Raw genomic sequence first — 26161 nt, 5'->3', positions numbered from 1 at the left:
GCCCGCAGGAAACTTGCTTGGAGGGGGAGAACTTTTGCGAAAAGCCCGAGTCTATGTTTGCAAGTCTGGTCGTTTAGTTATGCAAGCCTCCTCCGAGCTTATCGAGGAGTGTTCATGCTAACCCAGGAAGAGGATCAGCAGCTCGTCGAGCGCGTTCAACGCGGCGACAAGCGGGCTTTCGATCTGCTAGTGCTGAAATACCAGCACAAAATTCTCGGGTTGATCGTGCGTTTCGTGCACGACACCCATGAAGCCCAGGATGTGGCACAGGAAGCCTTTATCAAGGCCTACCGCGCACTTGGAAACTTTCGCGGAGATAGCGCGTTTTATACGTGGCTTTACCGCATCGCCATCAACACGGCGAAGAATTATCTGGTTTCACGCGGCCGCCGGCCGCCGGATAGCGATGTCAGTTCCGAAGATGCAGAGTTCTACGATGGCGATCATGGCCTCAAGGATCTCGAGTCGCCAGAGCGTGCATTGCTGCGGGATGAGATCGAAGGCACCGTCCATCGAACCATTCAGCAACTGCCAGAAGATTTGCGTACAGCTTTAACTTTACGTGAATTCGATGGTCTGAGTTACGAGGACATTGCGGCAGTCATGCAATGTCCGGTGGGTACCGTGCGCTCCCGGATATTCCGCGCTCGGGAGGCCATCGATAAAGCCCTGCAGCCGTTGTTGCAGGAAAACTGAGACAGCGGCGATAGCCAAGAGAGGAACGCCATGAGTCGTGAAGCCCTGCAGGAATCGCTGTCCGCAGTGATGGATAACGAAGCGGACGAACTGGAATTGCGTCGGGTATTAAATGCCTTTGACGATGTAGAAACCCGTGAAACCTGGGCTCGTTATCAAATCGCTCGGGCAGTTATGCACAAGGATCTGCTGCTTCCTCGTCTGGACATCGCCGCGGCAGTTTCTGCTGCTTTGGCCGACGAAGCCGTACCGGCAAAAGCCTCCCGTGGTCCATGGCGCAGCCTGGGTCGACTGGCTGTCGCTGCTTCGGTGACCGTTGCCGTACTGGCAGGTGTGCGTTTGTACAACCAGGACGAGATCGCGGGTGTCGAACTTGCCCAGCAATCCAGTCAACCGGGTCTGGCCGTTCCTCAGGTCAAAGGTCCAGCTGTATTGGCAGGCTACAATGAGAGTTCGGAAGCCACTGGCCCTATGGCCAACGGCGTATTGCAAGGTCAACCAGGCTGGCACGATCAGCGTCTGCCAGGCTACTTGCGCCAACATGCTCAACAGGCTGCACTGAAAGGTACTGAGAGCGCTCTGCCTTACGCTCGTGCAGCAAGCCTGGAAAACCGTTAAGGAGGATCATGCGCGCCATACCTCTACTTTCGCTTCTGCTCGGTGGCTGGTTCATTGTTCCAGCCCACGCCGATGAAGCCCAGGACTGGTTGACCCGTCTTGGTCAGGCCGAGCAACAGCAAAGCTTTTACGGCACTTTCGTTTACGAGCGTAACGGTAGCTTTTCTACCCATAACATCTGGCACCGTGTCCAGGATGGCAAGGTCCGTGAGCGTTTACTGCAGCTCGACGGCTCAGCACAGGAAGTCGTTCGCATTAATGGGCATACTCAATGCGTCAGCGGCGTCCTGATAGCAGGGCTTGGGGACTCTCCCAACTCCGCTGCCCGTGCACTCGATCCACAAAAGTTGAAGAATTGGTATGAGCTTGCCGTCATTGGCAAGTCGCGTGTGGCTGGGCGTGCGGCAGTGATTATTTCATTGAAGCCACGTGACCAGCATCGCTACGGTTTTGAGCTGCACCTTGATAAGGAAACCGGCTTGCCGTTGAAGTCATTGCTACTGAATGACAAAGGGCAGTTGCTTGAGCGTTTCCAGTTCACCCAGCTGAATACCGACAACGTGCCGTCTGACCGCGACTTGCAGGCAGGCGACGATTGCAAGGTGGTCAAACTCGACAGCGACAAGGCTTCCGCCGTCAAGGCCGCCCAAGTCTGGCATTCGGACTGGCTCCCGCCCGGTTTCGAGCTGACCAGCAGCAGCACCCATAAAGATACGGAGACCAAAACCCAGGTCACCAGTCTGATGTACGACGATGGTCTGGCGCGGTTTTCGGTATTCCTTGAGCCGTTGAATGGTGCCACCGTTACCGACACCCGCACCCAGTTAGGCCCAACCGTTGCTGTTTCTCGGCGCTTGACGACCCCTCAAGGCGAGATGATGGTGACCGTGGTCGGTGAGATTCCGATAGGTACTGCTGAACGGATTGCGCTGTCCATGCGCTCCGATGCCACTGCAACCAAGTAGTGAGCTGATATCGAAATGTTTGGTGAGCATTTCAATTTGCAAAAAAACCTGAATTTTTCTATAGGTCAGAGCCTCACGGCTCTGGCCTTGTTTTGTTGTTCCCGGAACAAAAATACCGGCGTATCTTTCCCGGTGTTCCTTGCTCCATATCGCTTAACCATGCTCGTCGTAACGGGAGCCGTATGTCGATACCACGCTTGAAGTCTTATCTGTCCATTTTCGCCACCGTGCTGGTGCTCGGTCAGGCGGTCACTGCTCAAGCAGTTGAATTGCCTGACTTTACCCAGTTGGTCGAGCAGGCCTCGCCCGCGGTGGTGAACATCAGTACCACGCAAAAGCTGCCGGACCGCAGAGTGTCTGACCAGATGCCCGACCTTGAAGGCCTGCCACCCGCGCTGCGCGAGTTTTTCGAACGGGGCATGCCGCAACCGCGCTCGCCTCGCGGTGATCGCCAGCGTGAAGCGCAGTCCCTGGGCTCGGGCTTTATCATCTCGCCGGACGGCTACATCCTGACCAACAACCACGTGATCGCCGATGCCGACGAAATTCTCGTTCGTCTCTCCGACCGCAGTGAGTTGAAAGCCAAGCTGATAGGCACCGACCCACGTTCCGATGTGGCGCTGCTGAAAATCGAAGGCAAGGACCTGCCAGTCCTGAAACTGGGTAAATCCCAGGACCTGAAGGCCGGCCAATGGGTCGTAGCGATCGGCTCGCCGTTCGGCTTCGACCATACCGTGACCCAAGGCATCGTCAGCGCTGTCGGTCGTAGCCTGCCGAACGAAAATTATGTGCCGTTCATCCAGACCGACGTGCCCATCAACCCGGGTAACTCGGGTGGTCCGCTGTTCAACCTGGCCGGTGAAGTGGTCGGGATCAACTCGCAGATCTACACCCGCTCCGGTGGCTTCATGGGCGTATCGTTCGCGATCCCTATCGACGTGGCCCTGGACGTATCCAACCAGCTGAAAAGTGGCGGTAAAGTCAGCCGTGGCTGGTTGGGTGTAGTGATCCAGGAAGTGAGCAAGGATCTGGCCGAGTCGTTCGGTCTTGAGAAGCCGGCCGGTGCGCTGGTGGCTCAGATCCAGGAAGATGGCCCGGCTGCCAAGGGTGATCTGCAAGTCGGCGACGTGATCCTGAGCATGAACGGTCAGCCAATCGTCATGTCTGCCGATCTGCCGCACCTGGTGGGTGCACTCAAGGAAGGCGCGAAGGCCAACCTTGAAGTGATCCGCGACGGCAAGCGCAAGAATGTCGAACTGACGGTCGGCGCGATCCCTGACGAAGGTAAAGAGCTGGACTCGAAACTCAAGTCCGGTGTTGAAACCAACAGCAATCGTCTGGGCGTCGCCGTCGCCGATCTGACTGCTGAGCAGAAGAAAGCCTACGACCTCAAAGGTGGTGTGGTGATCAAGGAAGTTCAGGACGGTCCTGCATCGCTCATCGGCTTGCAGCCAAATGATGTGATCACTCACCTGAACAACCAGGCAATCAACGATAGCAAGGAGTTCGCTGAAATCGCCAAGGCACTGCCGAAGAATCGATCGGTGTCCATGCGAGTTCTGCGTCAAGGTCGTGCCAGCTTCATCACCTTCAAACTGGCTGAATAAACCGGTTGTCGGCTGAATGAAAAACCGCCTCGAAAGAGGCGGTTTTTTTGTGTCTGCGTTTTATGTTCCGCAAGCAGGTCAGCCCATCATGTCCTTGACCATCCGTTCCTGCTCCATCAACTCGCGTTGCCGGGCGTCGATACGCGACGACAACGGGAAGTTGGTGCCGGCCTTGCGCTTGGCGAAGTCCAGTTGCTGAATGGCCTGGCGATAGTCGCCAACCAGGGCGAAGTACTCCGCGCGAGCCTGATGCAGACCGATGATGTTGCCTGACAGGCCGCGAGTCTCGGCCACCTGATACCACACGTCCGGATCGTCCGGGCGCGACTTCAGCAGGCCTTCGAGCGCCTTTTCCGCATCGGCGGCGCGGTTTTGTTTCAGCAACAGATCGACACGCACCTGGTTCAATGGATAGTTGCCAGGGTACTGGGTGAGCATCCGGTCAACCCGTGTTTGAGCATCGGGCAGGCGATTGTTGGTGATATCCAGGTCGACCTGCGCCAGGTTGTAGATGATCTCGTTCGGTGATTTGGCCAGCAGCAGCTTGAGGTTCTCACGAGCTTCATTCAACTGGCCGCCCTTGATCTGGGCGATTGCCAGGCCATAACGAGCGACGTCATTTTTCGGGTTCTCGTCGAGCTGAGCGCGAAAGCGCTTGGCGCCCAAGCCTGGGGTTTCTTCGTAGACCAGCTGAACGCGTGCACGAATCAGCTGATAGCGCATGGTGTCTTCGACGCCGCCCGCTTTGGCCTGTTCGGCGCGGTTGCGGGTGTCGGCGATCCGCGATTCGGTCACCGGGTGAGTCAACAGGAATTCTGGTGGCTTGGCGTCAAAGCGGTATTGACGCATCAACCGCTCGAACATGGTCGGCATCGACCGCGGGTCATAACCGGCCTTTTCCAGATTGAGGATGCCGATACGGTCGGCTTCCTGTTCGTTCTGGCGCGAGAAACGTCGTTGTTCCTGAATCGCCGCCGCCTGAGTGCCCGCAATCGCCGCGATCCCGGCGTCACCGGCACCGGCAGCAGCAATGACGATCCCGGCCAACAGAGCCGCCATCATCGGCACTTGCATGCGCTGCTGGGCTTCCACGCCTCGGGCAAAGTGGCGTTGCGACAAGTGAGCCAATTCGTGCGCCAGTACCGAAGCGTATTCGCCCTCGGTCTGCGCATTGAGGAACAGACCGCCGTTGACCCCGACAATACCGCCCGGCGCCGCAAAGGCGTTGAGCTGCGGGCTGTTGATCAGGATGAACTCCAGGCGCCGGTCATTGACCTGGCTGGTTTCCACCAGGCGGTAAACGCTGGATTCGACGTAATCCTTGAGCTGCGGATCGTTGAGCTGCGAGACCTGGCTGCGCAACAGCGCGAGCCACGCACGGCCCAGTTGATATTCCTGTTGCGGCGAGACAATGGCAGAACTGGCGTCGCCGAGTGACGGCAAGTCGTCGGCGAAGCCCGGTGAGGCGAGCAGGCAAGCGAGCGTCAGCAGGGTAGGGCGCAAAAAAGTCATGCACAAAGCCTTAGTCGACAAAGACCTTACTGTAGCCGGACACTTGGCCCGGGACCAGATATTCTAGGCAACTCCACCACCTGACCCGGAGCGATGCAATGACCGATGCTGTAACCCATGACGCCGAACTGGATGCCAGTGGCCTGAATTGCCCGCTGCCATTGCTCAAGGCCAAGCTGGAGCTGAATCGACTGGCCAGTGGCGCGGTGCTCAAGGTCATCGCCACCGATGCGGGTTCCCAGCGCGACTTTCGCACCTTTGCCCGATTGGCCGGTCATACGCTGCTTCGCGAAGAAGATGAGGCGGGTGTTTACCGCTACTGGTTGAAAAAAGCCTGAAACCTGCTGCGTTCATTTCTAAGGAATATTGATGTTCAAGGTGTTACGCGACTGGATTCAGCGCTACTTTTCCGATGAAGAAGCCGTGGTGCTGGCGGTGCTGCTGTTTCTGGCCTTTACCGCCGTACTGACGTTGGGCGGCATGCTCGCGCCGGTGTTGGCCGGGATGGTGCTGGCGTATCTGATGCAGGGCCTGGTCGTTACCCTCGAACGCCTGCGCATGCCCGGTGGGGTCGCGGTGGGGTTGGTCTTCGCCTTGTTCATGGGCGTTTTGCTGGTGTTCATTATTGTCGTGGTGCCGTTGCTCTGGCATCAGTTGATCACGCTGTTCAACGAACTGCCCGGGATGCTGGCCAAGTGGCAATCGCTGCTGTTGCTTCTGCCAGAGCGCTATCCGCACCTGGTGTCGGACGAGCAGGTGTTGCAGGCCATCGAAGTGGCGCGGGGCGAGATCGGCAAGTTCGGTCAGTGGGCACTGACGTTCTCGCTGTCGAGTCTGCCTCTGCTGGTGAACATCATGATCTACCTGGTGCTGGTGCCGATCCTGGTGTTCTTCTTTCTCAAGGACCGCGAGATGATCGGTCAGTGGGTGCGCGGCTACCTGCCGCGTGAGCGGGCGCTGATTACCCGGGTTGCCCATGAGATGAACCGGCAGATCGCCAATTACATCCGCGGTAAAGTCATCGAGATTTTCATCTGCGGCGGTGTGACCTACATCGGGTTCGTCGTACTGGGGCTCAACTACGCGGCGTTGCTGGCATTGCTGGTGGGGGTGTCGGTGGTGGTGCCTTACGTCGGCGCAGTGGTGGTGACGGTGCCGGTCATGCTGATCGCGCTGTTCCAGTGGGGCTGGAGCGATCAGTTCATTTACCTGATGGCGGTCTACGGGATTATCCAGACGCTGGACGGGAATGTGCTGGTGCCGCTGCTGTTTTCGGAGGCGGTGAATTTGCATCCGGTGGCGATTATCTGTGCGGTGCTGTTGTTTGGCGGGTTGTGGGGATTCTGGGGGGTGTTCTTTGCGATTCCGCTGGCGACGCTGTTCAAGGCTGTGCTGGATGCCTGGCCGCGCAAGGAGCCGGTGGTGGCGCCGTTGCTTTAGCAGTCAGCCGGGATGAGGCAGTGGGGCTGGTGGCGGCTCCCGAACAGGCCCGGTCCCACATCGGATCGCGTCAGGCTGGCCAACTCGGTCAACCGTGGGAGCGAACCTGCTCGCGATAGCGTCCGAACAGACGACGATAAAACTCAGGCCTTGTTCAACGCCTGTGCAGCCGCCAACACCGCATCCACATGCCCCGGCACCTTCACACCGCGCCATTCCTGACGCAGCACTCCGTCCTTATCAATCAGGAATGTGCTGCGATCGACGCCCATGTATTCCTTGCCATACAGCTTCTTCAGCTTGATCACATCAAACAGCTGGCAGAGCGCTTCTTCCTTGTCGCTGATCAGCTCGAAGGTGAACGCTTGCTTGGCCTTGAAGTTCTCGTGGGATTTCAGGCTGTCACGCGAAACACCGAAGACTTCGGTGTTTGCCGCTTTAAAGGCGTCAAGCTGATCGCGAAAGCCCTGGCCCTGAGTGGTGCAGCCCGGCGTGCTGTCCTTCGGATAGAAGTAGATCACCACCTGCTTGCCTTTAAGGCCCGCGAGGCTGACGGTCTGTCCATTGGTGGCGGGTGCTTCGAAGTCGGCAACCGGTTGGTCGATGGCAACGGCCATGAAAGCTTCCTTACATTGGGTTTTGTGGGCGCCACGGTTCGATCAGTGCATCCAGGTTCAGCGCGTCGGCGAAATCCAGGAACTGATCGCGCAACCAGCTGATCTGCACGCCGGCCGGCAAGGTCACGGTAAACGTGGCGTTGAGCATGGTGCCGCCGGTTTGCGGCGCCTGATACGTGTCGCAGGTCAGGTTTTCCAGCTCGACGTTGTGGTCCATGAAGAACTGGCACAGCTCGTTGATGATGTCCGAGCGATAGGCCGAGCTGACATAAGCGACGTAAGGCAAAGCCTGAGGACGATTCTCCAGCGCCGCGCTGCGCACCACGTTAACGGTGAATGCATGCTTCTTGGCAAGGCCTGGCAGGCTGCCTTCAAGGCGCGCCAGGGCGTCCCAGCTGCCGGAGATTTCGAGGATCAACGCGCTGCACTCGCCATGACGGGTCAGGCGAGAAGTGACCACGGCGCAGCGGTTTTCATGGCTGGCGCGGCACAGGACGTTAGTCAGCTCCATGGGGTTGGCGCCGAGGGCACTGATGACAAGGAATTGTTCGCGAACTGTGGGGGTGGACATGCAGCATTCCTAAAGCGATGAGCGGTCGATACTTTTACGGGCTTTTACTACCGGGGGCGAGCCTGCGGATGCGAATTCAAAAAACCCGGGCCGAAGGTTGCAACGTGCTCCATCAAGGCAGGAGCGAGGGGTGGCAACGCTGGATCGGGGCTTGTGATGCCGAAAATGGAGGCTCAAACCCGACGTGCGAGCTTATCAGTACCGATCAAAGCCTGAAGGGTAGCGAAAAGCAGCGCCAAGGGGAATGGCAGCAGCGCAGTACTTTGCTTGTACAAGCATCTTGGCGCCAGTACCATTACCGCTCTCTTTTTCCGGCAGGAGCGGTTGCATGATTGCGGGCAGTATGGTGGCACTGGTCACACCCATGGATGCACAAGGTCGTCTCGACTGGGACAGCCTGAGCAAACTGGTGGACTTTCACCTGCAGAACGGCACCCACGCGATCGTGGCCGTCGGCACTACAGGTGAATCGGCCACCCTTGACGTGAACGAGCACATCGAAGTGATTCGTTACGTGGTGAAGCAGGTGGCAGGGCGCATTCCGGTGATCGCCGGTACTGGCGCCAATTCGACGCGCGAAGCCATCGAGCTGACCACCAATGCGAAGACCGCCGGCGCCGATGCTTGCCTGCTGGTGACGCCGTACTACAACAAGCCGACCCAGGAAGGCTTGTACCAGCACTTCAAGGCCATCGCCGAAGCCGTCGACATCCCGCAGATCCTGTACAACGTGCCGGGCCGTACCGCCTGCGACATGCTGACCGAAACCGTGATCCGCCTGTCGACCGTGAAAAACATTATCGGCATCAAGGAAGCCACCGGCGACCTGGCCCGCGCCAAAGCCATCATCGACGGCGTCAGCAAAGACTTCCTGGTGCTGTCCGGTGACGACGCCACCGCAGTCGAGCTGATCCTGCTCGGCGGCAAAGGCAACATCTCGGTCACCGCCAACGTCGCCCCGCGCGACATGAGCGACCTGTGCAACGCTGCCCTGAAAGGCGACGCCGTCACGGCCCGCGCGATTCACGAAAAGCTGATGCCGCTCAATAAAACCCTGTTTATCGAATCCAACCCTATCCCCGTGAAATGGGCGCTGCATGAAATGGGCCTGATGCCGGACGGTATTCGTCTGCCGCTCACCTGGCTCAGCGCTGCCTGTCACGAACCGCTGCGGCAGGCCATGCGCCAGTCCGGCGTACTGGTTTAATTGAGGAAGCACTACGCATGAAGCGATTGGCCGGACTTTCCGCACTTGCCTTGATTATCTCCAGCACCAGTGGCTGTGGATGGGTCTGGGGCCCGGAAGGTTATTTCCGTGACCGTGGTAGCGATTACCTGGAAGCGCAACAGACTGCACCTATGCAACTGCCAACGGATGTCAGCACCGCCAAGCGTCTGGATCCGCTGCTGCCGATCCCGCGCAACGTGGCTGATGACACCGCCAAAGGCGAATACATCGTGCCGCGTCCGCAGCCACTGACGGCATCGGCTGACGCCAGCGCCTACTCGCTGCAGAAGAGCGGTGATTCGCGCTCGATCCTGGCCCAGAATCCACCTGCCGAAGCCTGGCCAGTGGCGATACAGTTCTTCCAGGACAACGGTTTCCGTCTGGACGAACAGAAGCCGCAAACCGGTGAATTCACCACCACCTGGCAGCGTTCCGACGAACTGTCGGCAGCGATGGCCAAGCGCCTGAGTTCCGCCGGCGTCAGCACCGACAGCGAAACCCGCGTTCGAGTGCGTATCGAGCCGGGCGTTCAGCGCAACACCAGCGAAATCTACGTGGTCAGCGCCGAGCGTCCTGCCGGCAGCACCGCCGACGTGGCCTTCACCAACCGTTCGGTCAACACTGGCCTGGACGCGGCACTGGTCGACGACATGCTCGCGAGCATGAGCCGCATCTCGGAAAAGGGCGGTTCGGTTTCCATGCTGGCTTCGCGTGATTTCGATACGCCGAGTCGTGTCAGCCTGAGCGAAGACGGCAGCGGCAACCCGGTTCTGAACGTCGGCAATGACCTGGATCGTGCCTGGTCGAGCGTTGGTCGTGCGCTGGAACAGGGCGAATGGCGCGTTGAAGACATCAACCGCAGCCTGGGCCTGTACTACATCAATCTCTCCGAAAAAGCCGAGAAGAAAGACGAGAAGCCTGGCTTCTTCAGCAGCCTGTTCGGCAGCGCGCCGAGCAAGGAAGAAGTTGAAGCCCGTGCCGAGCGTTATCAGGTTCGCCTGAGCAAGGTAGGCGAGAACGTCCAGGTCACCGTCGAGAAAAACATCAACACCGTGGCGCCGGCAGAAGTGGCGCGCAAAGTGTTGAGCGTGATTCAGGACAACCTGGGCTGATCACATGCGTTTTGCCGTTCTCGGCAGCGGTAGCCAAGGGAACGGCACGCTGATAGCCAGCGCTGACACGTATGTGCTGGTGGATTGTGGTTTCTCCTTGCGGGAAACCGAAAAACGCCTGCTGCGCCTGGGTGTGAACCCTGCGCAGTTGAGCGCGATACTCGTGACCCACGAACATGCCGACCACGTGCATGGCGTGGGTTTGCTGTCTCGGCGCTACAATCTGCCTGTCTACCTCAGTCGCGGGACCCTGCGCGGGATGCGCAAACCGATTGAACCGGCTGGCCTTCTGGCTGGCGGCGAGCAACTGCAGATCGGCGCACTGAGCATCGGCGTCATTGCCGTGGCCCACGATGCACAGGAACCGACGCAGTACGTTTTCAGCGACGGTGAGCGGCGCTTTGGCCTGCTGACCGACCTGGGCTCGTATTGCAACAAGGTGCTGGACGGCTATCGGGACCTCGATGCGCTGATGATCGAGTCCAACCATTGCCGTGACATGCTCGCTCGCGGTCACTACCCGTACTTCCTGAAGCAGCGGGTGGGCGGTGAACTGGGACATCTGAACAACCACCAGGCGGCATTCCTGGTGTCTGAGTTGGGCTGGCAAGGCCTGCAACACCTGGTCCTGGCCCATCTGAGCAGCAAGAACAACCTGCCGCAGCTGGCCCGGCAATGTTTTGTCGACACCCTCGGGTGCGACCCGGACTGGCTGCAACTGGCCGATCAAGATTCAGGGCTCGACTGGCGACACATCGCCTAGCCCACCTACTTAGCAAGCGGAGCCCATCATGGAAAAACGTGAAGAACTCTACCGCGGCAAAGCCAAATCGGTTTTCAAGACCGACGACGCTGACCGCTTGATCCTGCTGTTTCGCAACGACACCTCGGCGTTCGACGGCAAGCGCATCGAGCAGCTCGACCGCAAAGGCATGGTGAACAACAAGTTCAACGCCTTCATCATGCAGAAACTCGAAGCCGCCGGCGTGCCGACCCAGTTCGACAAACTGCTGGGCGACAACGAATGCCTGGTGAAGAAGCTCGACATGATCCCGGTCGAGTGCGTCGTGCGTAACTACGCCGCCGGCAGCCTGGTCAAGCGCCTGGGCGTCGAAGAAGGCATGAAGCTCAACCCTTACACCTTCGAACTGTTCCTGAAGGACGACGCCAAGGGCGACCCGTTCATCAACGAATCCCACGTCGTGGCCTTCGGTTGGGGCACCGCCGAGCAACTGGTTCGCATGAAAGAACTGTCGCTCAAGGTCAACGAAGTCCTGAGCAAACTGTTCGACGACGCCGGCCTGCTGCTGGTCGACTTCAAACTCGAATTCGGCGTGTTCTCCGACGGCTCTATCGTCCTGGGCGACGAATTCAGCCCGGACGGCTGCCGCCTGTGGGACAAGGCCACCGGCAAGAAAATGGACAAAGACCGCTTCCGCCAGGGCCTCGGTGACGTTATCGAAGCCTACGAAGAAGTCGCCAATCGTCTGGGCGTACCGCTTTAATCGACGCAAGCATCTGATAGCACGGAAAAATTTCGCTTAGGGGGTTCGCTTCCGGCGAAAGTGTTGTTATGATGCGCGCCGTTGGAGAGATGCCAGAGTGGCCGAATGGGACGGATTCGAAATCCGTTGTACCTTCACCGGTACCTAGGGTTCGAATCCCTATCTCTCCGCCATTACATAGAAAAAGCCCCGTAGATTAACGTCTCGGGGCTTTTTTGCATTCTAGGATTCTACGTAATGATTCTACGTAAAATCCCTTTCGCTACAGACCCTCTTAGCGCTCCTACAGCGGCAAGCTGTGTTTGACATGCTCTACGGCAAACCTGTTGAGGCCATTCGAGATTTGGTGACTGAGTTTGTAAAGCGCCACGCAAGTACCATGGACAATGGGGGGCGTATCCCGGCATACAAGTCAATCGTATTTAGGGTGGAGTCAGTGCAGAGTGAGGGTAGACCCTGTCGTCCGGGTGCTAGCAGTGTTCAAGGATTTCGCTGATTGTCTGGATGGGGAAGGGCTGTACGGTGTTCCGGTGCTACGTCTCAGGCGTATCTAGTGCCAGAGGTTGAGCCTCTATCGTGGGGCTGAATGGCACGGGGCGGAAACCCCTATACACCCATTCAAGAGCGTGCAAGCCGGCATAGGCGATACCACCACCAATCACTGCCACCAAGAAAATCCCCACAGCGATCTGTCCCGCCGCTGGTGATGCAGGGGCAGGGGGTGGCGGCATCGCCGCCGTGAAAGACATCACACACCAAATACCCGCAGCGATAGCTGCAAGACATTTCGTCAGCTCCCAGACCCGTCGCCATCCTTCTGCACGCATCTCACTCCCTCCCTCTGTTCACAGCGTGAGCTGTTGCTGGCTTATAAGTTGCTCTGTCATGATCATCGTCCGCCCTTGATGATACACAGGGAGTGTCAATGCGACTGAAATCCGCAGCATTGCTAACCACTTTGCTCGCAATGCCTTTCATGGCTCAAGCTGAGATGAAGCTCACGTCAGGTTACATCCTCGTTCTTTACGAGAATGCAGACTTCGACCTAGCCAATGCGAAGGGGTGTAACCGTCCCGACCTCTACCAAGATTTCACCGTCGCTCTTGAGGATGCTCTACAACACATTCCCAATGTGAAGCGCGATAAGATTCCGGCACTGATGCGGAATTTGAAAGCCAAAACCGAAGACACCTATAACGTCTTGGGGTTCGAGAATCCTGCTCACCAAGCAGAACAGCAGGCTAGTTGCTCTGAAAACATAAAGACCCTCACCGAACGCCTTGCAGACTTAAACCGCTGGGTTCTGGAAAGCTAGCGGGCGAAACCCTAATGTAAACCTAGGGGGAACCTTAGATAGGGTACAGGGTTATTTTAGAATAGCTGGCGACCAGACAAGCAGGATGCCGCTCAAGGAATTGTTGACCGTTGCGATCAGCTATAAGAAACCCGGCCAGCGCCGGGTTTTTGTATGAAGTGTTATGAATTCGAATGCGACTGTTGTGAAAAATAAAGCGCGACATAATTAAAAAAGTCGGCCTGACTTCGGCTTGTTAAACACTCAATATTACTTTTTTATGCGCTTGGCTTTCGCTTCCGCTGCCTTCTGTACGACAGGGTAATACTCAATGTCTAATCGCCCCATTTTGGGCAGGGGCGTGGAGGCATAGACGCTTTGATTCGAAGCAAACCAATCGGAATCAAAATAGACTTGGACTTCGTTGTTCAAGTCGAACTTCGTGCGCTGGGCCAGACCGCTCAATGCAAAGCCAGCGTCCGCAGGGTCTAAAACAAATTCGCCTGGGTACAGTTTTTCTGTTTTTCGCGTAGTGCCATAGGCAATTCTTACCGCATGGTCATCTTCGAAAACAGCGACTACCAATGCGGGGCGAGCTTTGGGGCCTGGGTTCCCGATGACTTCAGGGAAATGACACCAGACAAAGTCGCCTGGTGCAGGCAGTGGGCGAAAAGGTGTGGTCATTTTTCAATAGAGCCTTTTAGTAATGCGCTCCTCCGGAAGGTCCGTAGCAGGGCTAGCTGCACGAATTGCGGAGACTTGAGCCGGGGTTAGAGGTCCATCGTCTAGCTCGTACTTGGGCAAATAGCGGTCAGCAAATTGCCTCAAGGCGAGGTGGGCGACTTCGGTTTTACTCAAACCGGTCTGATTCATAAGCAACTCGATTGTCGAGATGCTTACCCCTGTTGGCGTGTCCTGTTTGCGTAATCGCAGCAGAAAGCTTTCAGATTTTTCAGTGGCGAGGGTCATGGGGTACTCCAAAGCGTATGTTTCTTGGTAGAGCGTCCGAGCTCTGACTATCCTTCAATCTAGAAGGTGATATAGATTCTATATCTCTCCAGTGAAAAAGCAATCACCCCAAGCCGTGGTACTCAGTCAGCGAGTGGGTGGCAGCATAGGCGCCATGGGAAAGTGACTAACATCACCCCCCATGGCGGTCTGATACCCCGAATGTCCAGGGCACCTATCAGAAAGGCTGGCCGCTATTTTGCGGCTTTCTTGTCCTTCCGATCAGGTCTGGGTGTCACCGCCTTCACCACATCATCAAGCAGCGCTTTACCCATCGCCGTTAAATAGTGCGCGGCCCAGGCATGACGGTCGGTGTCTCTTACGTAGGCGGCGTCTTCCGTGAACGCCTTGGCCAGGAACAGAAAATCAGAGGCCTGTGCCAATGCATCACTCACAGGCACTCCAGCGCTGACGTGGAACATCGCTTTGCCTGAACAGTAGATGGGGGTGAAGCCGATGGTTTTTGCTTCTGCTGATTCGGTCATTTGCCACCTCCAGTGACGGAGATGCAGCGGGATCGACAGTGAGAATTGAGGTGAGGGAAGCGCAGAAATTTGTACGGGTTTACAGTGTGCATTGTCTACTCCTTGACGTTAGGAGCTGCCGTTTTCGTTACCAAGCGAATGGGTGGCAGCTGCGCGCAGGTTGGTAAACCGGGAGTCAAGGAGACCGGCACGCCCGAAGGCGTCCCACGCACAGCCGCCATAGCACAAGATTACTGGTGAAAAAACCAGCATTGTGATGGGGACGCTGTTGCGTAACTCGTCGGGTTACCAAGCCCGGTCGCTGAATGTGCAGCGACGTCTGGAGAGTATCCCGCCGAAGATATGGCCAACAAGGCGGCAACCTGCCCAAAAGCACAGCAAGCGTACCCCCTTACGCAACTCTCGGATTTTGCCTACAACTTCAGCGAGAGTCACCCGGATATTCTGGCGCCGGCTCCACTCTGACAAAGACGCGAAGCCTTACCAAAGTTCGTGATGCTCGGATTTTCCTTAAACAAGCAGTAGTCCCGCCGTGAACGTCATGAATTACCAAGGCTACGCCGCCCGAATCTGGATACATGCGAGAAAAAAAGGCGCATCCCGCCCATTAGCTATCATGCAATAAAGAGCGAAATCACCGGATAGCGGGGAAGAGCATGAATAGATGGCGGCGGCTTTGGTTGATTATCAAGCTGATTGCAGCCCTGGCGGCCTGTGTGGCCGTCGCTGTTCAGGCTTTTCTCTACATGCTGGACAGCTCCGACGCCGTGCAAATTCATCCATTGAGCATTTTGGTTGTCGGGCTGATTTTTGGCTTCATTACTTTTGGACTTCTCTCATTGATTGAGAGGGGTGTGTTGCGACTGGTGGCCCCGATTATTTCCAGACCTCAAGCAGAACCTGAAGACGATGCCGGTGCAATGCCGGAACGGCCACTGACCTTTACAACCGAAGACCCCACTCATCAGAGAAACCTGTGACCTTGCGCTGGCAGCTTTCGCAAGAGCCCGTGGACGGATCTCACAGGCGTAATTCCGGGCTGACACAAACGAGAGAATCGTCCTACTTTGCACGCGGATACGTCCGAGATTGATCGAAGGTATATTCGTTTTTCAGCGAAGGCATCCGTAATGACTTCGCGGTCGAGCAGGTGGCTGGACGTTACGCACCATCTTCTGGTTGATCGGTTAATCGATGATTTATTCCCTCAAGGAGGAGGTAGCGATGTACAGCAGCAGTGAAGATGGTTTTCAGAGTAATGATCAGACCGGGGTGTCACGAGGCAAGCCAATGCCTGGGGATCTTCATCTGGATACCGGGCGGTTGGCCAACATTTTCAAAGCGCGAATAAAGAATACCGGGTGCCCGTTCTGTGAGCATGATGAGTGGGAGTTACCACTCCAGGCCGGGGCGACGGGTGTAGGGTTGCCTTGGGCGTGTGGCAAAGAGTATTTCCGCTCCGGCACGCCGGCGGTGATGCTTAATTGCAAGTACTGCGGATTTATTCGCCTGCATTCGCTCAATGTGCTGGCAGATATCGTCGTCGAAGACAGCAGCAAAACCGTAGCGCTGGAGGTCTGCGATGAGTGAACCTTTTGTGCTGGTAAACCTTGATGAGCATTACCCCGACCGCTTCCCGAGCAACAAAAGAAGTGGCACTGACGAGAATGGACGAAGACCATCAGGTCCTCCAGGAGAAAACCCATTGGAACCGCGAGTATCTAAACTTGAGACGCATATCGAATACGTCCGACGTGACATTGGTGACCTTCGCGTGGAGTTTCGTGAGCACCGTCAAGAGGCTCGAACGGATTTTCGGGAGCACCGCAAAGACGCTCGAACGGATTTTCGTTTACTGTTCGGCGCGCTGATCACCACGGCGCTGGGCTTGGCAGCCATGATGGGAAAAGGGTTCGGTTGGTTGTAAATGAGCGAGTAAAAAGAAAAACCGGCTAAACGCCGGTTTTTTCGTGCAATTTGCCGACACCCTGATTTTGTCTGCGCTCTGAGGTCGCCAGCCCCTCAAAACGAAGGCGGCGTAATCACCCAGATCACCACGGCGTCCACCTCACCAGGATTGCCATACCGATGCGGCTCCTGGCTCGAAAAGCTGAAACTGTCCCCTTCATTCAGCTGGAAATAACGCTCCCCCACCCACAGCTCAAAACTCCCCGACAGCAAATACCCAGCCTCTTCCCCTTCATGGCTGTAACTCTGCTGACTGTAAGTCCCGGGCGGAAACCGTGAGTGCAGCATTTCCAACTGCCGATTCGGCTGCGGCGTCAGCAGCTGGTCCACAATCCCGTCCTCATAATGCACGCTCATCCGAGTGTTCTTGCGCACCACAACGCCGTTGTCTTCAGGCGCTGTATTGCCCTCGCTGGCAAAGAACCATTGGATGGTCACACCCAAACTACGCGCGATATTGAACAGCGCAGGAATCGACGGATAAGCCAGATTCCGTTCCAGCTGGCTGATATACCCCGCCGTCAGCTCGCTCATCTGCGCCAGTTCCGCCAGGGTCATGCCCCGACGTTTACGCAACCCACGAATCCGTGTGCCGAGAAAATGCGGTTCTGCCGTGGCGCTGTCCTGTGTGGGCGCGCTGCTGGCAGGCGGCATCTTGCTGCTGTTGCTCATGGCGTGCTCCAAACCGGGGTGTGTAAAAGCCCCTGAGTATAAAACAGCCTCAAAGCGCCCAGGCGACTTTCAAACCTTCGTAAATGGCTTCTTCGGCGGTGCGCGGGGCGAGGCAGTCGCCGATGCGACGAAATTCCACCAGACCTTGCAGCTCGGCGCCGAGGGTGTCGACGGGTTGATGGCCCTGGCAGAGCACCAGTGTGTCGATGTTTTCGAAGAGCATCGGTTCGCCGCTGGCGGTGTGTTGGAGGTAGACGGTGTTGTCGTCGCAGCCGTAGAGGCGGGCGTAGGGGGTGATCGGGATGCCGAGTTTGTGCAGTTCGCCGGCCAGTTGATCGCGCACGTACAGCGGCAGGTTTTCCCCGCAATGGGTGCCGTTGACGGCGAGTTGCACCTGGTGCCCGGCGCGTACCAGACGTTCGGCGATGCCGGGGCCGATCCAGTCGGCGCGCCAATCGACGACCACCACGGAACGACCGATTTGCACCTCCTCGCGCAGCACTTGCCAGGCGTCTACGACCTGCAATTCGCCGCCTCGCTCGAAGTCCGGCCAATACGGTTCGGCGCCGGTAGCGACGATCACCATGTCCGGCCGTTCGCGTTCGACCAGCGCCCGGTCGACGCGGGTGTTACGCACGACGCGCACCCCGGCCAGTTCCATTTCACGTTGCAGGTTGGTGCTGGCGCCGCCGAATTCGGCACGCCGGGGCAGCAGTTGCGCCAGCAAGACCTGGCCGCCGAGTTGCGAGCTGGCTTCGTAGAGTGTCACGTCATGGCCGCGCTGGGCGGCCACGGCGGCGGCTTTCATCCCGGCCGGTCCGCCGCCGGCGATCATGATGCGTTTGCGTTGGGCCGCTGGTTGTCGCTGGCCGAAGATCAATTCACGCCCGGTTTCCGGGTGCTGGATGCAGGAAATCGGCAGGCCTTTGTGGAAGTGGCCGATGCAGGCTTGGTTGCAGGCGATGCAGGCGCGCACGTCTTCGACATGGCCAGTGTCGGTTTTGTTGGGCATTTGCGGGTCGCAGATCAGGGCGCGGGTCATGCCGCAGACGTCGGCTTGACCGCGGGCCAGAATCAATTCGGCTTCTTGCGGCTGGTTGATGCGCCCGGTGACGAACAGTGGAATCGACAACCCGGCCTTGAACGTTCCGGCTTCCTTGGCCAGGTACGCGGCTTCGATCGCCATCGGCGGCACGATGTGCACGGCGCCGCCTAAAGACGCCGAGGTGCCGGCGACGATGTGCACGTAGTCCAGAATCGGTTGCAGGGATTGCACGGCGGCCAGGGATTCGTCCTCGGTCAGCCCCTCGGGATCGCGTTCATCGGCGGAAATGCGCAGGCCGACGATGAAGTGCTCATCGGTGTTGGCGCGCACCGCCGCGATCACTTCCCGCAGGAAACGCAGGCGCTGTTCCAGCTCGCCGTTATAGCCATCGGTGCGACGGTTGACCCTGGGGTTGAGGAATTGCGCCGGCAGGTAGCCATGGCTGGCGACCACTTCCACACCGTCGATTCCGGCCTGGTACAGACGTCGGGCAGCGGCGCCGTAACCGGCGACGATCTCGTCGATCATCGCTTGATCCAGCGCACGCGGCATCACCCGGAAACGCTCGTTGGGCACCGCTGACGGCGAGTAGGCGACGGCCAGCAAGCCATCGCTGGACTCCATGATTTCCCGACCTGGATGGAAGATCTGCGACAGCACCACGGTGCCGTGCGCATGGCAACGTTCAGCGATCGTCCGATAGCCCTCGATGCAAGCGTCGTCAGTGGCCATCAGGACATGGGAGGTGTACCGCGCGCTGTCATGCACCCCGGCCACTTGCAACACGATCAGGCCGACGCCACCTTCGGCCCGAGCGGTGTGGTAAGCGATCAGTTGTTCGTTGACCAGGTTGTCGGTGGGCATCGAGGTGTCGTGACCGCTGGACATGATGCGGTTTTTCAGGCGTTTGCCACGCAGCTGCAAGGGTTCGAACAGGTGTGCAAAAGCGGGGGACGAGGTCGGCATGGGACGGTTACTCCAGGCAGGCTGCAGCCGAAAGGCCGGCTTTTCGGTGTTGTTATTATTTGCCTATAGAAATTTACCTGTAGTAAAAAATCAACTTGTTTTTTTACTGTGCCTCGCAGTAGATTCGTTTGGCGCCCGCACCTGGGGCGAACCTCACAACAATAAAAAAGGGTCACGTCGACGTTGAGTCGAGTGGCACCGGCAAGAGGAACCACTGATGAAATCGAATACGCTCAAGCACGGTTTTTATCCCTTGATGCTGTCCTTGGCCGTCAGCCTTGGCAGCGCTCAGGCAGCACCGGACATGGTGGTGGTGGGTTACGGCGGCGCCGGCCAGAAAGCCCAGGATGTGGCGTTCTTCCAGCCGTTCAGCATTGCGGATCGCAGCAAGCTGATTCAAAGCGAATACAACGGTGAGATGGCCCGGATCAAAGTGATGGTCGACACCGGCAACGCCGATTGGGACGTGGTGCAGATAGAAGGCCCCGACCTGATGCGCGGTTGCGATGAAGGAATGTATGAAAAACTCGACTGGAAAACCCTCGGTCGCGTCGAACAATTGATTCCCGACGCCGCGCAGCCGTGCGGCTCGGCAGCGCTGGTGTGGAGCGTGGCGATTGCCTACGACACGCAGAAGCTGGCGCAGGCTCCGACGTCGTGGGCCGACTTCTGGGATGTGCAGAAAACCCCCGGCAAACGCGGGCTGCGCAAGCGTGCTGTGTACAACCTGGAGTTCGCGTTGCTGGCCGACGGCGTGAAAGTCGAAGACGTTTATTCAGTGTTGAACACGCCGCAAGGTGTCGACCGGGCCTTCGCCAAGCTCACCGAGCTCAAACCCTACATCCAGTGGTGGGAAGCCGGCGCGCAACCGGCGCAATGGCTGACGGCCGGGGATGTGGTGATGACCTCGACGTACAGCGGACGTGTGGCCGCTGCCGCGCAAAACGGCAGTCACCTGGGGCTGGTGTGGCCGGGCAGTCTGTATGGCATGGATTACTGGGCGATCATCAAAGGCTCGAAACATGTCGATCAGGCCAAGCGCTTTATCGCGTTCGCCAATCAGCCGGACGCGCAGGTCAAGTATGTCGAGCAGATCCCTTACGGCCCGACCAATACGCAAGCGGCAGCCAGACTCGACGGCAAACTCGCGCAATGGGTACCCACGGCGCCGCAAAACCTGAAAGGCGCGCTGTCGATGGACGTGGCGTTCTGGGTCGATCACGGCGAAGAACTCGAAGAGCGTTTTAATGCCTGGGCCAGCAAGTAGCCGCTGGCGGCTGGACGTTTCACCGCGTCCGGCCTTACTGTTTTGCGCAGTCGATCACCCTGGAGAACCGCAACAATGAACGAGATCGCCCACCCGCTGCGCAGCACGACGGAACAGCATCTGCGCGAGGAACTGGCCGCCTGTTATCGATTGATCGCGCACTTTCGCATGACCGATCTGATTTTTACCCACATCTCGGTGCGACTGCCGGGGCCTGAGCATCACTTCCTGATCAATCCATACGGGCTGATGTTCGATGAGATCACCGCGTCGAATCTGGTGAAGATCGGCCTTGATGGCCGGGCCGTGGAGCCGTCGCCGTATCCCGTGAATCCGGCAGGTTTTGTGATTCACAGCGCCATTCATGGTGCCCGTGACGATGCGCAGTGCGTGCTGCACACCCACACCCGATCCGGCTGCGCGGTCGCGGCGTTGAAGTGCGGGTTGTTGCCGGTGAATCAGATCTCCATGGAGTTCTACGGGCGGGTGGCCTATCACGACTATGAAGGCGTGGCGCTGGACATGAGCGAGCAGCAGCGTCTGGTGCAGGACCTTGGCGACAAGCCGGTGCTGATGTTGCGTAATCACGGTTTGTTGACCGTTGGCCAGACCGTGGGGCAGGCCTTCTTGCGCATGTACTACCTGGAAAAAGCCTGTGAAATCCAGCTCGCTGCGCAAGCTGCCGGTGAGTTGGTCTTGCCGCCGAGCGAGGTGTGCGAACACACCGAACGTCAGTTCAATGATCCTGGCCGGCCGCTGGACGAAGGGGAGTTGAGCGACCCGGATGCCATGCAGTTGGCCTGGGCCGCGCTGTTGCGATTGCTTGAGCGGGTGGCGCCGGGTTATCGCGACTGACTGGAGACTTGCCACGCTCTTGCTGTACAGTCGTTCAGCCCGCGGCTTTCACCGCCGCGCCCTAATGATTGATCCACGGAGAGTGTCGCGCATGAGTCAGGAAGCCCGTTTTTCCCGCATGGAGCCGGAGTTGCGCAAGGCCAACCTGATCGAAGCCACGCTGGTTTGCCTCAAGCGCCACGGCTTTCAGGGCGCATCGATCCGCAAGATTTCCGCCGAGGCCGGCGTCTCGGTCGGGTTGATCAGCCATCATTATTCCGGCAAGGACGAATTGGTGGCCGAGGCCTACCGGGCGATTACTGGCAGGGTCATGGGGTTGCTGCGCGACGCCATGGAACACGCGGCACCCAGCGCCCGGGAACGCTTGTCGGCGTTTTTTCGCGGCTCGTTTTCAGCCGAATTGCTCGACCCGCAATTGATTGATGCCTGGCTGGCATTCTGGGGGGCTGTACGCACGGCGGAATCAATCAACCTCGCGCACGAGCATTCCTACGGCGAGTATCGCGGCATCTTGCGTAAAGTCCTGACCGAATTGGCGCAGGAGGAGGGCTGGGAACACTTCGATGCCGACCTGGCCGCCATCAGCCTTAGCGCGTTGCTTGATGGTTTGTGGCTGGAGTCGGGACTCAACCCGGGCACCTTTACCCCGGAGCAAGGCATTCAGATTTGCGAAGCCTGGGTCGACGGCTTGCAGGCCGGCGGTCGTCAACGGTTTTGCGTTCAGACGACGGGCTGTTGATCGGTCGTTCAGCTGCCGATACTCTCTGGCGCCAAGGCAACAAAACACTCTAATAAGAAACACGCCTTCGGGCATACGCGGGACACCTAGCGATGACTCCTCGGGTACTGATCGTCGATGACGATCCGCTGATTCGCGAACTGCTGCATGCCTACCTGTCCCAGGAAGGTTATGACGTGCATTGCGCCGCCACCGCGGAGCTGGCCGAAACCTTTCTGGCGAGCCAGACGGTGGATCTGGTGATGCTCGATATCCGCTTGCCGGGCAAGGACGGGCTGACCCTGACCCGGGAGCTGCGGGTCCGTTCGGAAGTCGGGATCATTCTGATCACCGGGCGCAACGATGAAATCGATCGCATCGTCGGCCTCGAATGCGGCGCCGACGACTACGTGATCAAACCCCTCAACCCACGCGAGCTGGTGTCCCGGGCGAAAAACCTGATACGCCGGGTTCGCCACGCGCAGGCGCCCCAGCCGGTTGCGGCCATTGCAAAACCGGTCAAGCAATTCGCCGACTGGGCGCTGGACACCGATCGCCGACGGCTGATCGACGCCACTGGCAGCGAAACCCTGCTGACCCACGGCGAATACCAGCTGCTCAGCGTGTTCCTGCGCAACAGCGGCCATACCTTGAGCCGCGATCAGTTGATGGACCAGATCCGCAACCGCGAGTGGGTGCCCAATGATCGTTCCATCGACGTGCTGGTCGGACGTTTACGGCGCAAGTTGCACGACGACCCGGCCGAGCCGCAGTTGATCATTACCATCCACGGTGCCGGTTACCTGTTCACCGCCAGCGTAGCGGCCTGACTCTTATGTGGAGGCTGTTTGCGCTGCTGCTGGGGTTGGTCGCCCACAGCACAATGGCGGCGGAAAAGATTCGCTATTGCGACTATCCGGTCTACCCGCCGATCTCCTGGAGTGACGGCAAGCAGGTGCGCGGCCTGGCCCCGAGCGTGGTGAAAAACCTCTTCGAGAAACTCGGCTATGAAGTCGACATCATCGTGCTCGGCAACTGGAAGCGCTGCCTGCTCGACGCCGCTGAAGGCCGGGTCGATGTGGTGTTGGCCTACAACACCGCACAACGTGAGCAGAGCATGATGTTTTCCACGGTGCCGGTGTTGCGTGAAGAGGTCGCACTGTTCATCAACCGCCAGCGTCCGGTGAAATTCGAGCGTCTGGAGGACCTGGCCCATTACCGTGGCGGGCTGCTGTTCGGTGAAAGTTATGGCGTGGAATTCGACCGCTTGGTCGCGCAGCACCAAAACATCGAGTGGGTCTCTGACAGCCGCCAGAACTTCGGAAAACTGATTCGCGGGCGCATCGACTTCATCACCTCGGAGCGACGCACCGGCGAGCTTTACGTCGAGAACCTGCCGGGCGCACAAGACATCGTCGCCTTGCCGACCTCCTTGAGCGTTGACTACCTGCGGATTGCGGTATCACGCCGTTCACCACTGGCCAGCCGCATGCCGGACATCGATGCGCAACTCAAACGCATGGTCGATGCCGGGGAGGTCGAGCGTTTGCTCGACGAAAGCGAAGTCACGTACCGTGACATGATCAACCTGCCGGCGAATTCGAAATGATCGGCGCACGGCCCGGGGGGCTGTTGCGGCGTCTGCTGTTGTTCATTCTGTTGTTCAGCCTGTGCTTCACCGTCCTGGCGAGCACCGTGCAGTTGTACTTCGAATACCGCCGCGAGATGCGCGAGATTGATTCGCGCATGGAGCTGATTCGCGCCGGGTATCTGGCCAGTCTGGAGCGCAGTCTCTGGGACTTGAACCAGGAACAATTGAATGTGCAGTTACGCGGCCTGGTGGATTTTTCCGACGTGGCACGGGTGCATCTGATCAGCCCTGATTTCGATCTGCTGCATGGCAACGCGGAGCCGATAGGGCCGTTGCGCATTGAGCGTTTTCAATTGGACTATCAACCGCCGTCCGGGCCGTTGCGGCATCTGGGCCAGTTGGAGGTCAGCACCGATCTGGGCGCCGTGCACCAGCGTTTGTATGCCACCGGTTTGACCAGCCTGTTATGGATGAGCGTGTTCTTATGCGGGCTGGCGGTGGCGCTGTCGGGGCTGTTTTACCGCTTGGTCACGCGGCACCTGCAAGTCATGGCCGAGTTCGCCAGGCGCGTTGCCGCCGGTGACTGGCACGACCCCTTGCAGCTGGACAAGCGCCGTGGCGCCGACGAGGACGAAATCGACACCGTGGCCCATGCGCTGGACGACATGCGCCGGGCAATCCTCAGTGACATTGACCGCCGGGAAACCGATCGACTGGCCCTGCAAGACAACCGCGATGAACTGCTGCGAAGGGTCGAGCGCCGCACCGCCAGCCTCATGCGTGCCAAGGATGAAGCCGAAGCGGCCAACCTTGCGAAATCACGGTTCCTGGCGACCATGAGCCACGAACTGCGCACGCCGCTCAACGGCATCCTTGGCATGGCCGAATTGCTGCGTGACGCCCACTTGGATGAGCGCAACGGCAAACGTCTGGATGCGTTGTACAAGGCGGGCGAAGGGTTGTTGTCTATTCTCAATGAAGTGCTGTATTTCGCTCGATTGGAGGAGGGCGTCAGCCACCCGGAACCGGTCGACTTTTCCCTCCGGCGGTTGCTCGACGAGGTGCTGACGCTGCTGGAACCGCGCGCGCTGAGCAACGACACGACGCTGCACTGCCGGATGGATCCGCAGGTCGCCGACCGGCACCATGGCGCCGAACAATTCTTGCGTCAGGTATTGAGCAACTTGCTGGCCAACGCGATCAAGTTCACCGAAGGTGGAGAGGTCAGAGTCGAGGTCGTGCTGCTGGCTCCCAACCCGCAACAGACCGGGCAACGGCTGCGCCTGAGCGTGACGGACAACGGCATCGGCATTGCGCCCGCGGTGCAGGATAAGATTTTCGAGCGCTTCACGCAGGCCAGCGAGGAGGTGGCGCAACGCTTCGGCGGAACCGGTCTCGGATTGGCCATTTGCAAACATCTGGTGGAGCAGTTGGGCGGGCAGATCGGTGTTGAAAGCCAGGTCGGGCAGGGCAGCTGTTTCTGGTTTGAAGTGACGTTGCAACCGTCGACCGACACCACCGAGGTGGCGTCAAGCAGCGAACCCGGCAGGTCGCTGAAGATTCTGGTGGTCGAGGACGTGGCGCTGAACCGTGAAGTGGTCAGCGGCTTGCTGCAACGGGACGGGCATCAGGTCTGGCTCGCCGAAGACGGCGAGCAGGCGCTGATGCAATGCGCCGGGCAGACGTTCGATTTGATCCTGCTCGACGTGCACCTGCCGGGCATCAGTGGCGTCGAGTTGTGCACATTGATTCGCGGCACCGAAGGCCCGAACCGCCAATGCCGAATCTTCGCCCTGACCGCCAGTGTTCAGCCGGCGCTGGTGCGCGGTTATCTGGATGCCGGGATGGACGGCATTCTCGCCAAACCTCTGAAGCTCGACAATCTGCGTCAGGCCCTGGCCGGGCATTCACCCATACCCACGCCGCAGCCTGTTGACGAGGCAATGGATTGGCCGCTGCTGGACACCCACCGCACCTTGCTCGGTGAACAGAAACTCCAGGGATTGCTGGCGGTGTTGCGCGATTCGATCAGCCAGCATCGCGAAGCGCTCACGGAAGCGATCGAGGCCGACGATTGCACCGAAGTCGCTCACTTGGCGCATCGCTTGGCCGGCAGCAGCGACTCATTGGGCTTTCGTGCATTGGCCACTGTGCTGCGCGCGCTGGAAGAGGCTGCGCTGGTCAACGACGAATCAAGGTTGCGGATATTGGCACCGCAGGTTCACGCGCACTTGCAGCATTCGCAACAGACGCTGACCGACCTGCTGCACCCCTGACATACAAGTTCGTTACGACTTTTTACAACTTCGAGCGTTAAGGTCAACGGGAGCTTACATGGCCTTCCAATAATCGAGATAACCGCCACAGCGCGGTCTTCGAAGCTTATTGGAGATAATAATAATGAACCGCCGTAAAGCTGAT

Annotated in this window: 28 protein-coding genes and 1 tRNA gene; 21 read left to right on the top strand and 8 right to left on the bottom strand. The window is 58.5% G+C overall.

What is annotated here, in order from left to right:
• Positions 1-114 precede the first annotated feature (114 nt).
• The 4 genes from rpoE (at position 115) to BLU63_RS02715 (ending at position 3886) form a co-directional block, all read left to right on the top strand.
• Positions 115-696, top strand: coding sequence for an RNA polymerase sigma factor RpoE (gene rpoE, locus BLU63_RS02730; RefSeq protein WP_007944079.1), 582 nt, complete (start codon positions 115-117; stop codon positions 694-696).
• Positions 697-726: 30 nt separating this feature from the next.
• Complete coding sequence (locus BLU63_RS02725; RefSeq protein ID WP_077749615.1) at positions 727-1314, top strand: sigma-E factor negative regulatory protein; 588 nt, start codon at positions 727-729, stop codon at positions 1312-1314.
• Positions 1315-1322: 8 nt separating this feature from the next.
• Entirely contained in the window at positions 1323-2279 is a 957-nt protein-coding gene (locus BLU63_RS02720) for a MucB/RseB C-terminal domain-containing protein (RefSeq protein ID WP_083374824.1), read from the top strand.
• Positions 2280-2467: 188 nt separating this feature from the next.
• Positions 2468-3886, top strand: coding sequence for a DegQ family serine endoprotease (locus tag BLU63_RS02715; protein ID WP_370654422.1), 1419 nt, complete (start codon positions 2468-2470; stop codon positions 3884-3886).
• Positions 3887-3964: 78 nt separating this feature from the next.
• On the opposite strand, the gene BLU63_RS02710 is transcribed toward BLU63_RS02715, so the two are convergent.
• On the bottom strand, positions 3965-5398 hold the full coding sequence (locus BLU63_RS02710) for a M48 family metalloprotease (RefSeq protein WP_010462262.1): 1434 nt from the start codon (positions 5396-5398) through the stop codon (positions 3965-3967).
• Positions 5399-5496: 98 nt separating this feature from the next.
• On the opposite strand from BLU63_RS02710, the gene BLU63_RS02705 reads away from it, so the two are divergent.
• Both BLU63_RS02705 and BLU63_RS02700 read left to right on the top strand, forming a co-directional pair.
• The gene (locus BLU63_RS02705) at positions 5497-5736 is read left to right on the top strand and encodes a sulfurtransferase TusA family protein (RefSeq protein ID WP_007898654.1); all 240 of its coding nucleotides are present in this window, start codon (positions 5497-5499) and stop codon (positions 5734-5736) included.
• 31 nt (positions 5737-5767) lie between these two features.
• The gene (locus BLU63_RS02700; RefSeq protein WP_010462259.1) at positions 5768-6838 is read left to right on the top strand and encodes an AI-2E family transporter; all 1071 of its coding nucleotides are present in this window, start codon (positions 5768-5770) and stop codon (positions 6836-6838) included.
• Positions 6839-6981: 143 nt separating this feature from the next.
• Here BLU63_RS02700 and BLU63_RS02695 read toward each other — a convergent pair whose 3' ends face one another.
• Entirely contained in the window at positions 6982-7455 is a 474-nt protein-coding gene (locus BLU63_RS02695; protein ID WP_010462257.1) for a peroxiredoxin, read from the bottom strand.
• A 10-nt stretch (positions 7456-7465) separates the two neighbouring features.
• Entirely contained in the window at positions 7466-8026 is a 561-nt protein-coding gene (locus BLU63_RS02690; RefSeq protein WP_010462255.1) for a glycine cleavage system protein R, read from the bottom strand.
• Positions 8027-8354: 328 nt separating this feature from the next.
• Here BLU63_RS02690 and dapA point away from each other — a divergent pair, with 328 nt between their 5' ends.
• From dapA to BLU63_RS02655, 6 genes are all read left to right on the top strand, one after another.
• Positions 8355-9233, top strand: a complete 879-nt coding sequence (gene dapA / locus BLU63_RS02680) for a 4-hydroxy-tetrahydrodipicolinate synthase (RefSeq protein ID WP_010462253.1) — start codon at positions 8355-8357, stop codon at positions 9231-9233.
• Between the two features lie 17 nt (positions 9234-9250).
• Positions 9251-10366 carry an outer membrane protein assembly factor BamC gene (bamC, locus tag BLU63_RS02675; protein ID WP_077749619.1) on the top strand — a complete coding sequence of 372 codons (1116 nt, stop codon included), beginning with the start codon at positions 9251-9253 and terminating at the stop codon, positions 10364-10366.
• A 4-nt stretch (positions 10367-10370) separates the two neighbouring features.
• Complete coding sequence (locus BLU63_RS02670; protein ID WP_008153089.1) at positions 10371-11129, top strand: MBL fold metallo-hydrolase; 759 nt, start codon at positions 10371-10373, stop codon at positions 11127-11129.
• A 28-nt stretch (positions 11130-11157) separates the two neighbouring features.
• A complete protein-coding gene (gene purC, locus BLU63_RS02665; RefSeq protein WP_008034929.1) occupies positions 11158-11871 on the top strand; it encodes a phosphoribosylaminoimidazolesuccinocarboxamide synthase in 714 nt (237 codons plus the stop codon).
• A gap of 83 nt (positions 11872-11954) precedes the next feature.
• Positions 11955-12044, top strand: a tRNA-Ser gene (locus BLU63_RS02660).
• Between the two features lie 752 nt (positions 12045-12796).
• On the top strand, positions 12797-13186 hold the full coding sequence (locus BLU63_RS02655; protein ID WP_083374823.1) for a hypothetical protein: 390 nt from the start codon (positions 12797-12799) through the stop codon (positions 13184-13186).
• Between the two features lie 249 nt (positions 13187-13435).
• Here the strand turns inward: BLU63_RS02655 and BLU63_RS02650 are convergent, their stop codons facing one another.
• The 3 genes from BLU63_RS02650 to BLU63_RS02640 form a co-directional block, all read right to left on the bottom strand.
• Entirely contained in the window at positions 13436-13849 is a 414-nt protein-coding gene (locus BLU63_RS02650) for a hypothetical protein (RefSeq protein WP_083374822.1), read from the bottom strand.
• A 3-nt stretch (positions 13850-13852) separates the two neighbouring features.
• Positions 13853-14134 (bottom strand): hypothetical protein, encoded by a 282-nt coding sequence (locus BLU63_RS02645; protein WP_083374821.1) that lies wholly within the window; start codon positions 14132-14134, stop codon positions 13853-13855.
• Positions 14135-14367: 233 nt separating this feature from the next.
• Positions 14368-14658, bottom strand: a complete 291-nt coding sequence (locus BLU63_RS02640; protein WP_010462217.1) for a DUF3077 domain-containing protein — start codon at positions 14656-14658, stop codon at positions 14368-14370.
• A 656-nt stretch (positions 14659-15314) separates the two neighbouring features.
• Between BLU63_RS02640 and BLU63_RS02635 the strand changes: the two genes are divergently transcribed.
• From BLU63_RS02635 to BLU63_RS33145, 3 genes are all read left to right on the top strand, one after another.
• On the top strand, positions 15315-15638 hold the full coding sequence (locus BLU63_RS02635; protein ID WP_077750055.1) for a hypothetical protein: 324 nt from the start codon (positions 15315-15317) through the stop codon (positions 15636-15638).
• Positions 15639-15882: 244 nt separating this feature from the next.
• Positions 15883-16248, top strand: a complete 366-nt coding sequence (locus BLU63_RS02630) for a hypothetical protein (RefSeq protein WP_077750054.1) — start codon at positions 15883-15885, stop codon at positions 16246-16248.
• Entirely contained in the window at positions 16241-16585 is a 345-nt protein-coding gene (locus tag BLU63_RS33145) for a hypothetical protein (RefSeq protein ID WP_197678981.1), read from the top strand. Before BLU63_RS02630 ends, BLU63_RS33145 begins: the two co-directional genes overlap by 8 nt.
• 95 nt (positions 16586-16680) lie before the next feature.
• Here the strand turns inward: BLU63_RS33145 and BLU63_RS02620 are convergent, their stop codons facing one another.
• The gene (locus tag BLU63_RS02620; RefSeq protein WP_077750072.1) at positions 16681-17280 is read right to left on the bottom strand and encodes a cupin domain-containing protein; all 600 of its coding nucleotides are present in this window, start codon (positions 17278-17280) and stop codon (positions 16681-16683) included.
• A gap of 67 nt (positions 17281-17347) precedes the next feature.
• Positions 17348-19309 (bottom strand): oxidoreductase, encoded by a 1962-nt coding sequence (locus BLU63_RS02615; protein WP_083374820.1) that lies wholly within the window; start codon positions 19307-19309, stop codon positions 17348-17350.
• A gap of 217 nt (positions 19310-19526) precedes the next feature.
• Between BLU63_RS02615 and BLU63_RS02610 the strand changes: the two genes are divergently transcribed.
• The 6 genes from BLU63_RS02610 (at position 19527) to BLU63_RS02585 (ending at position 26016) form a co-directional block, all read left to right on the top strand.
• Entirely contained in the window at positions 19527-20576 is a 1050-nt protein-coding gene (locus tag BLU63_RS02610) for an ABC transporter substrate-binding protein (RefSeq protein WP_077750049.1), read from the top strand.
• Positions 20577-20651: 75 nt separating this feature from the next.
• On the top strand, positions 20652-21431 hold the full coding sequence (locus BLU63_RS02605) for a class II aldolase/adducin family protein (protein ID WP_083374819.1): 780 nt from the start codon (positions 20652-20654) through the stop codon (positions 21429-21431).
• Between the two features lie 91 nt (positions 21432-21522).
• Complete coding sequence (locus BLU63_RS02600) at positions 21523-22170, top strand: TetR family transcriptional regulator C-terminal domain-containing protein (protein ID WP_010462200.1); 648 nt, start codon at positions 21523-21525, stop codon at positions 22168-22170.
• Positions 22171-22262: 92 nt separating this feature from the next.
• Entirely contained in the window at positions 22263-22979 is a 717-nt protein-coding gene (locus BLU63_RS02595; RefSeq protein WP_010462198.1) for a response regulator, read from the top strand.
• 5 nt (positions 22980-22984) lie between these two features.
• Positions 22985-23758, top strand: coding sequence for a substrate-binding periplasmic protein (locus tag BLU63_RS02590; RefSeq protein ID WP_077750044.1), 774 nt, complete (start codon positions 22985-22987; stop codon positions 23756-23758).
• Complete coding sequence (locus tag BLU63_RS02585; RefSeq protein WP_083374818.1) at positions 23755-26016, top strand: ATP-binding protein; 2262 nt, start codon at positions 23755-23757, stop codon at positions 26014-26016. The genes BLU63_RS02590 and BLU63_RS02585 overlap by 4 nt, the downstream gene beginning before the upstream one ends.
• Positions 26017-26161 lie beyond the last annotated feature (145 nt).

This window comes from Pseudomonas mandelii, assembly GCF_900106065.1.
Lineage (GTDB): Bacteria > Pseudomonadota > Gammaproteobacteria > Pseudomonadales > Pseudomonadaceae > Aquipseudomonas > Aquipseudomonas mandelii.
This window is presented reverse-complemented; position numbering and strand designations above follow the sequence as displayed.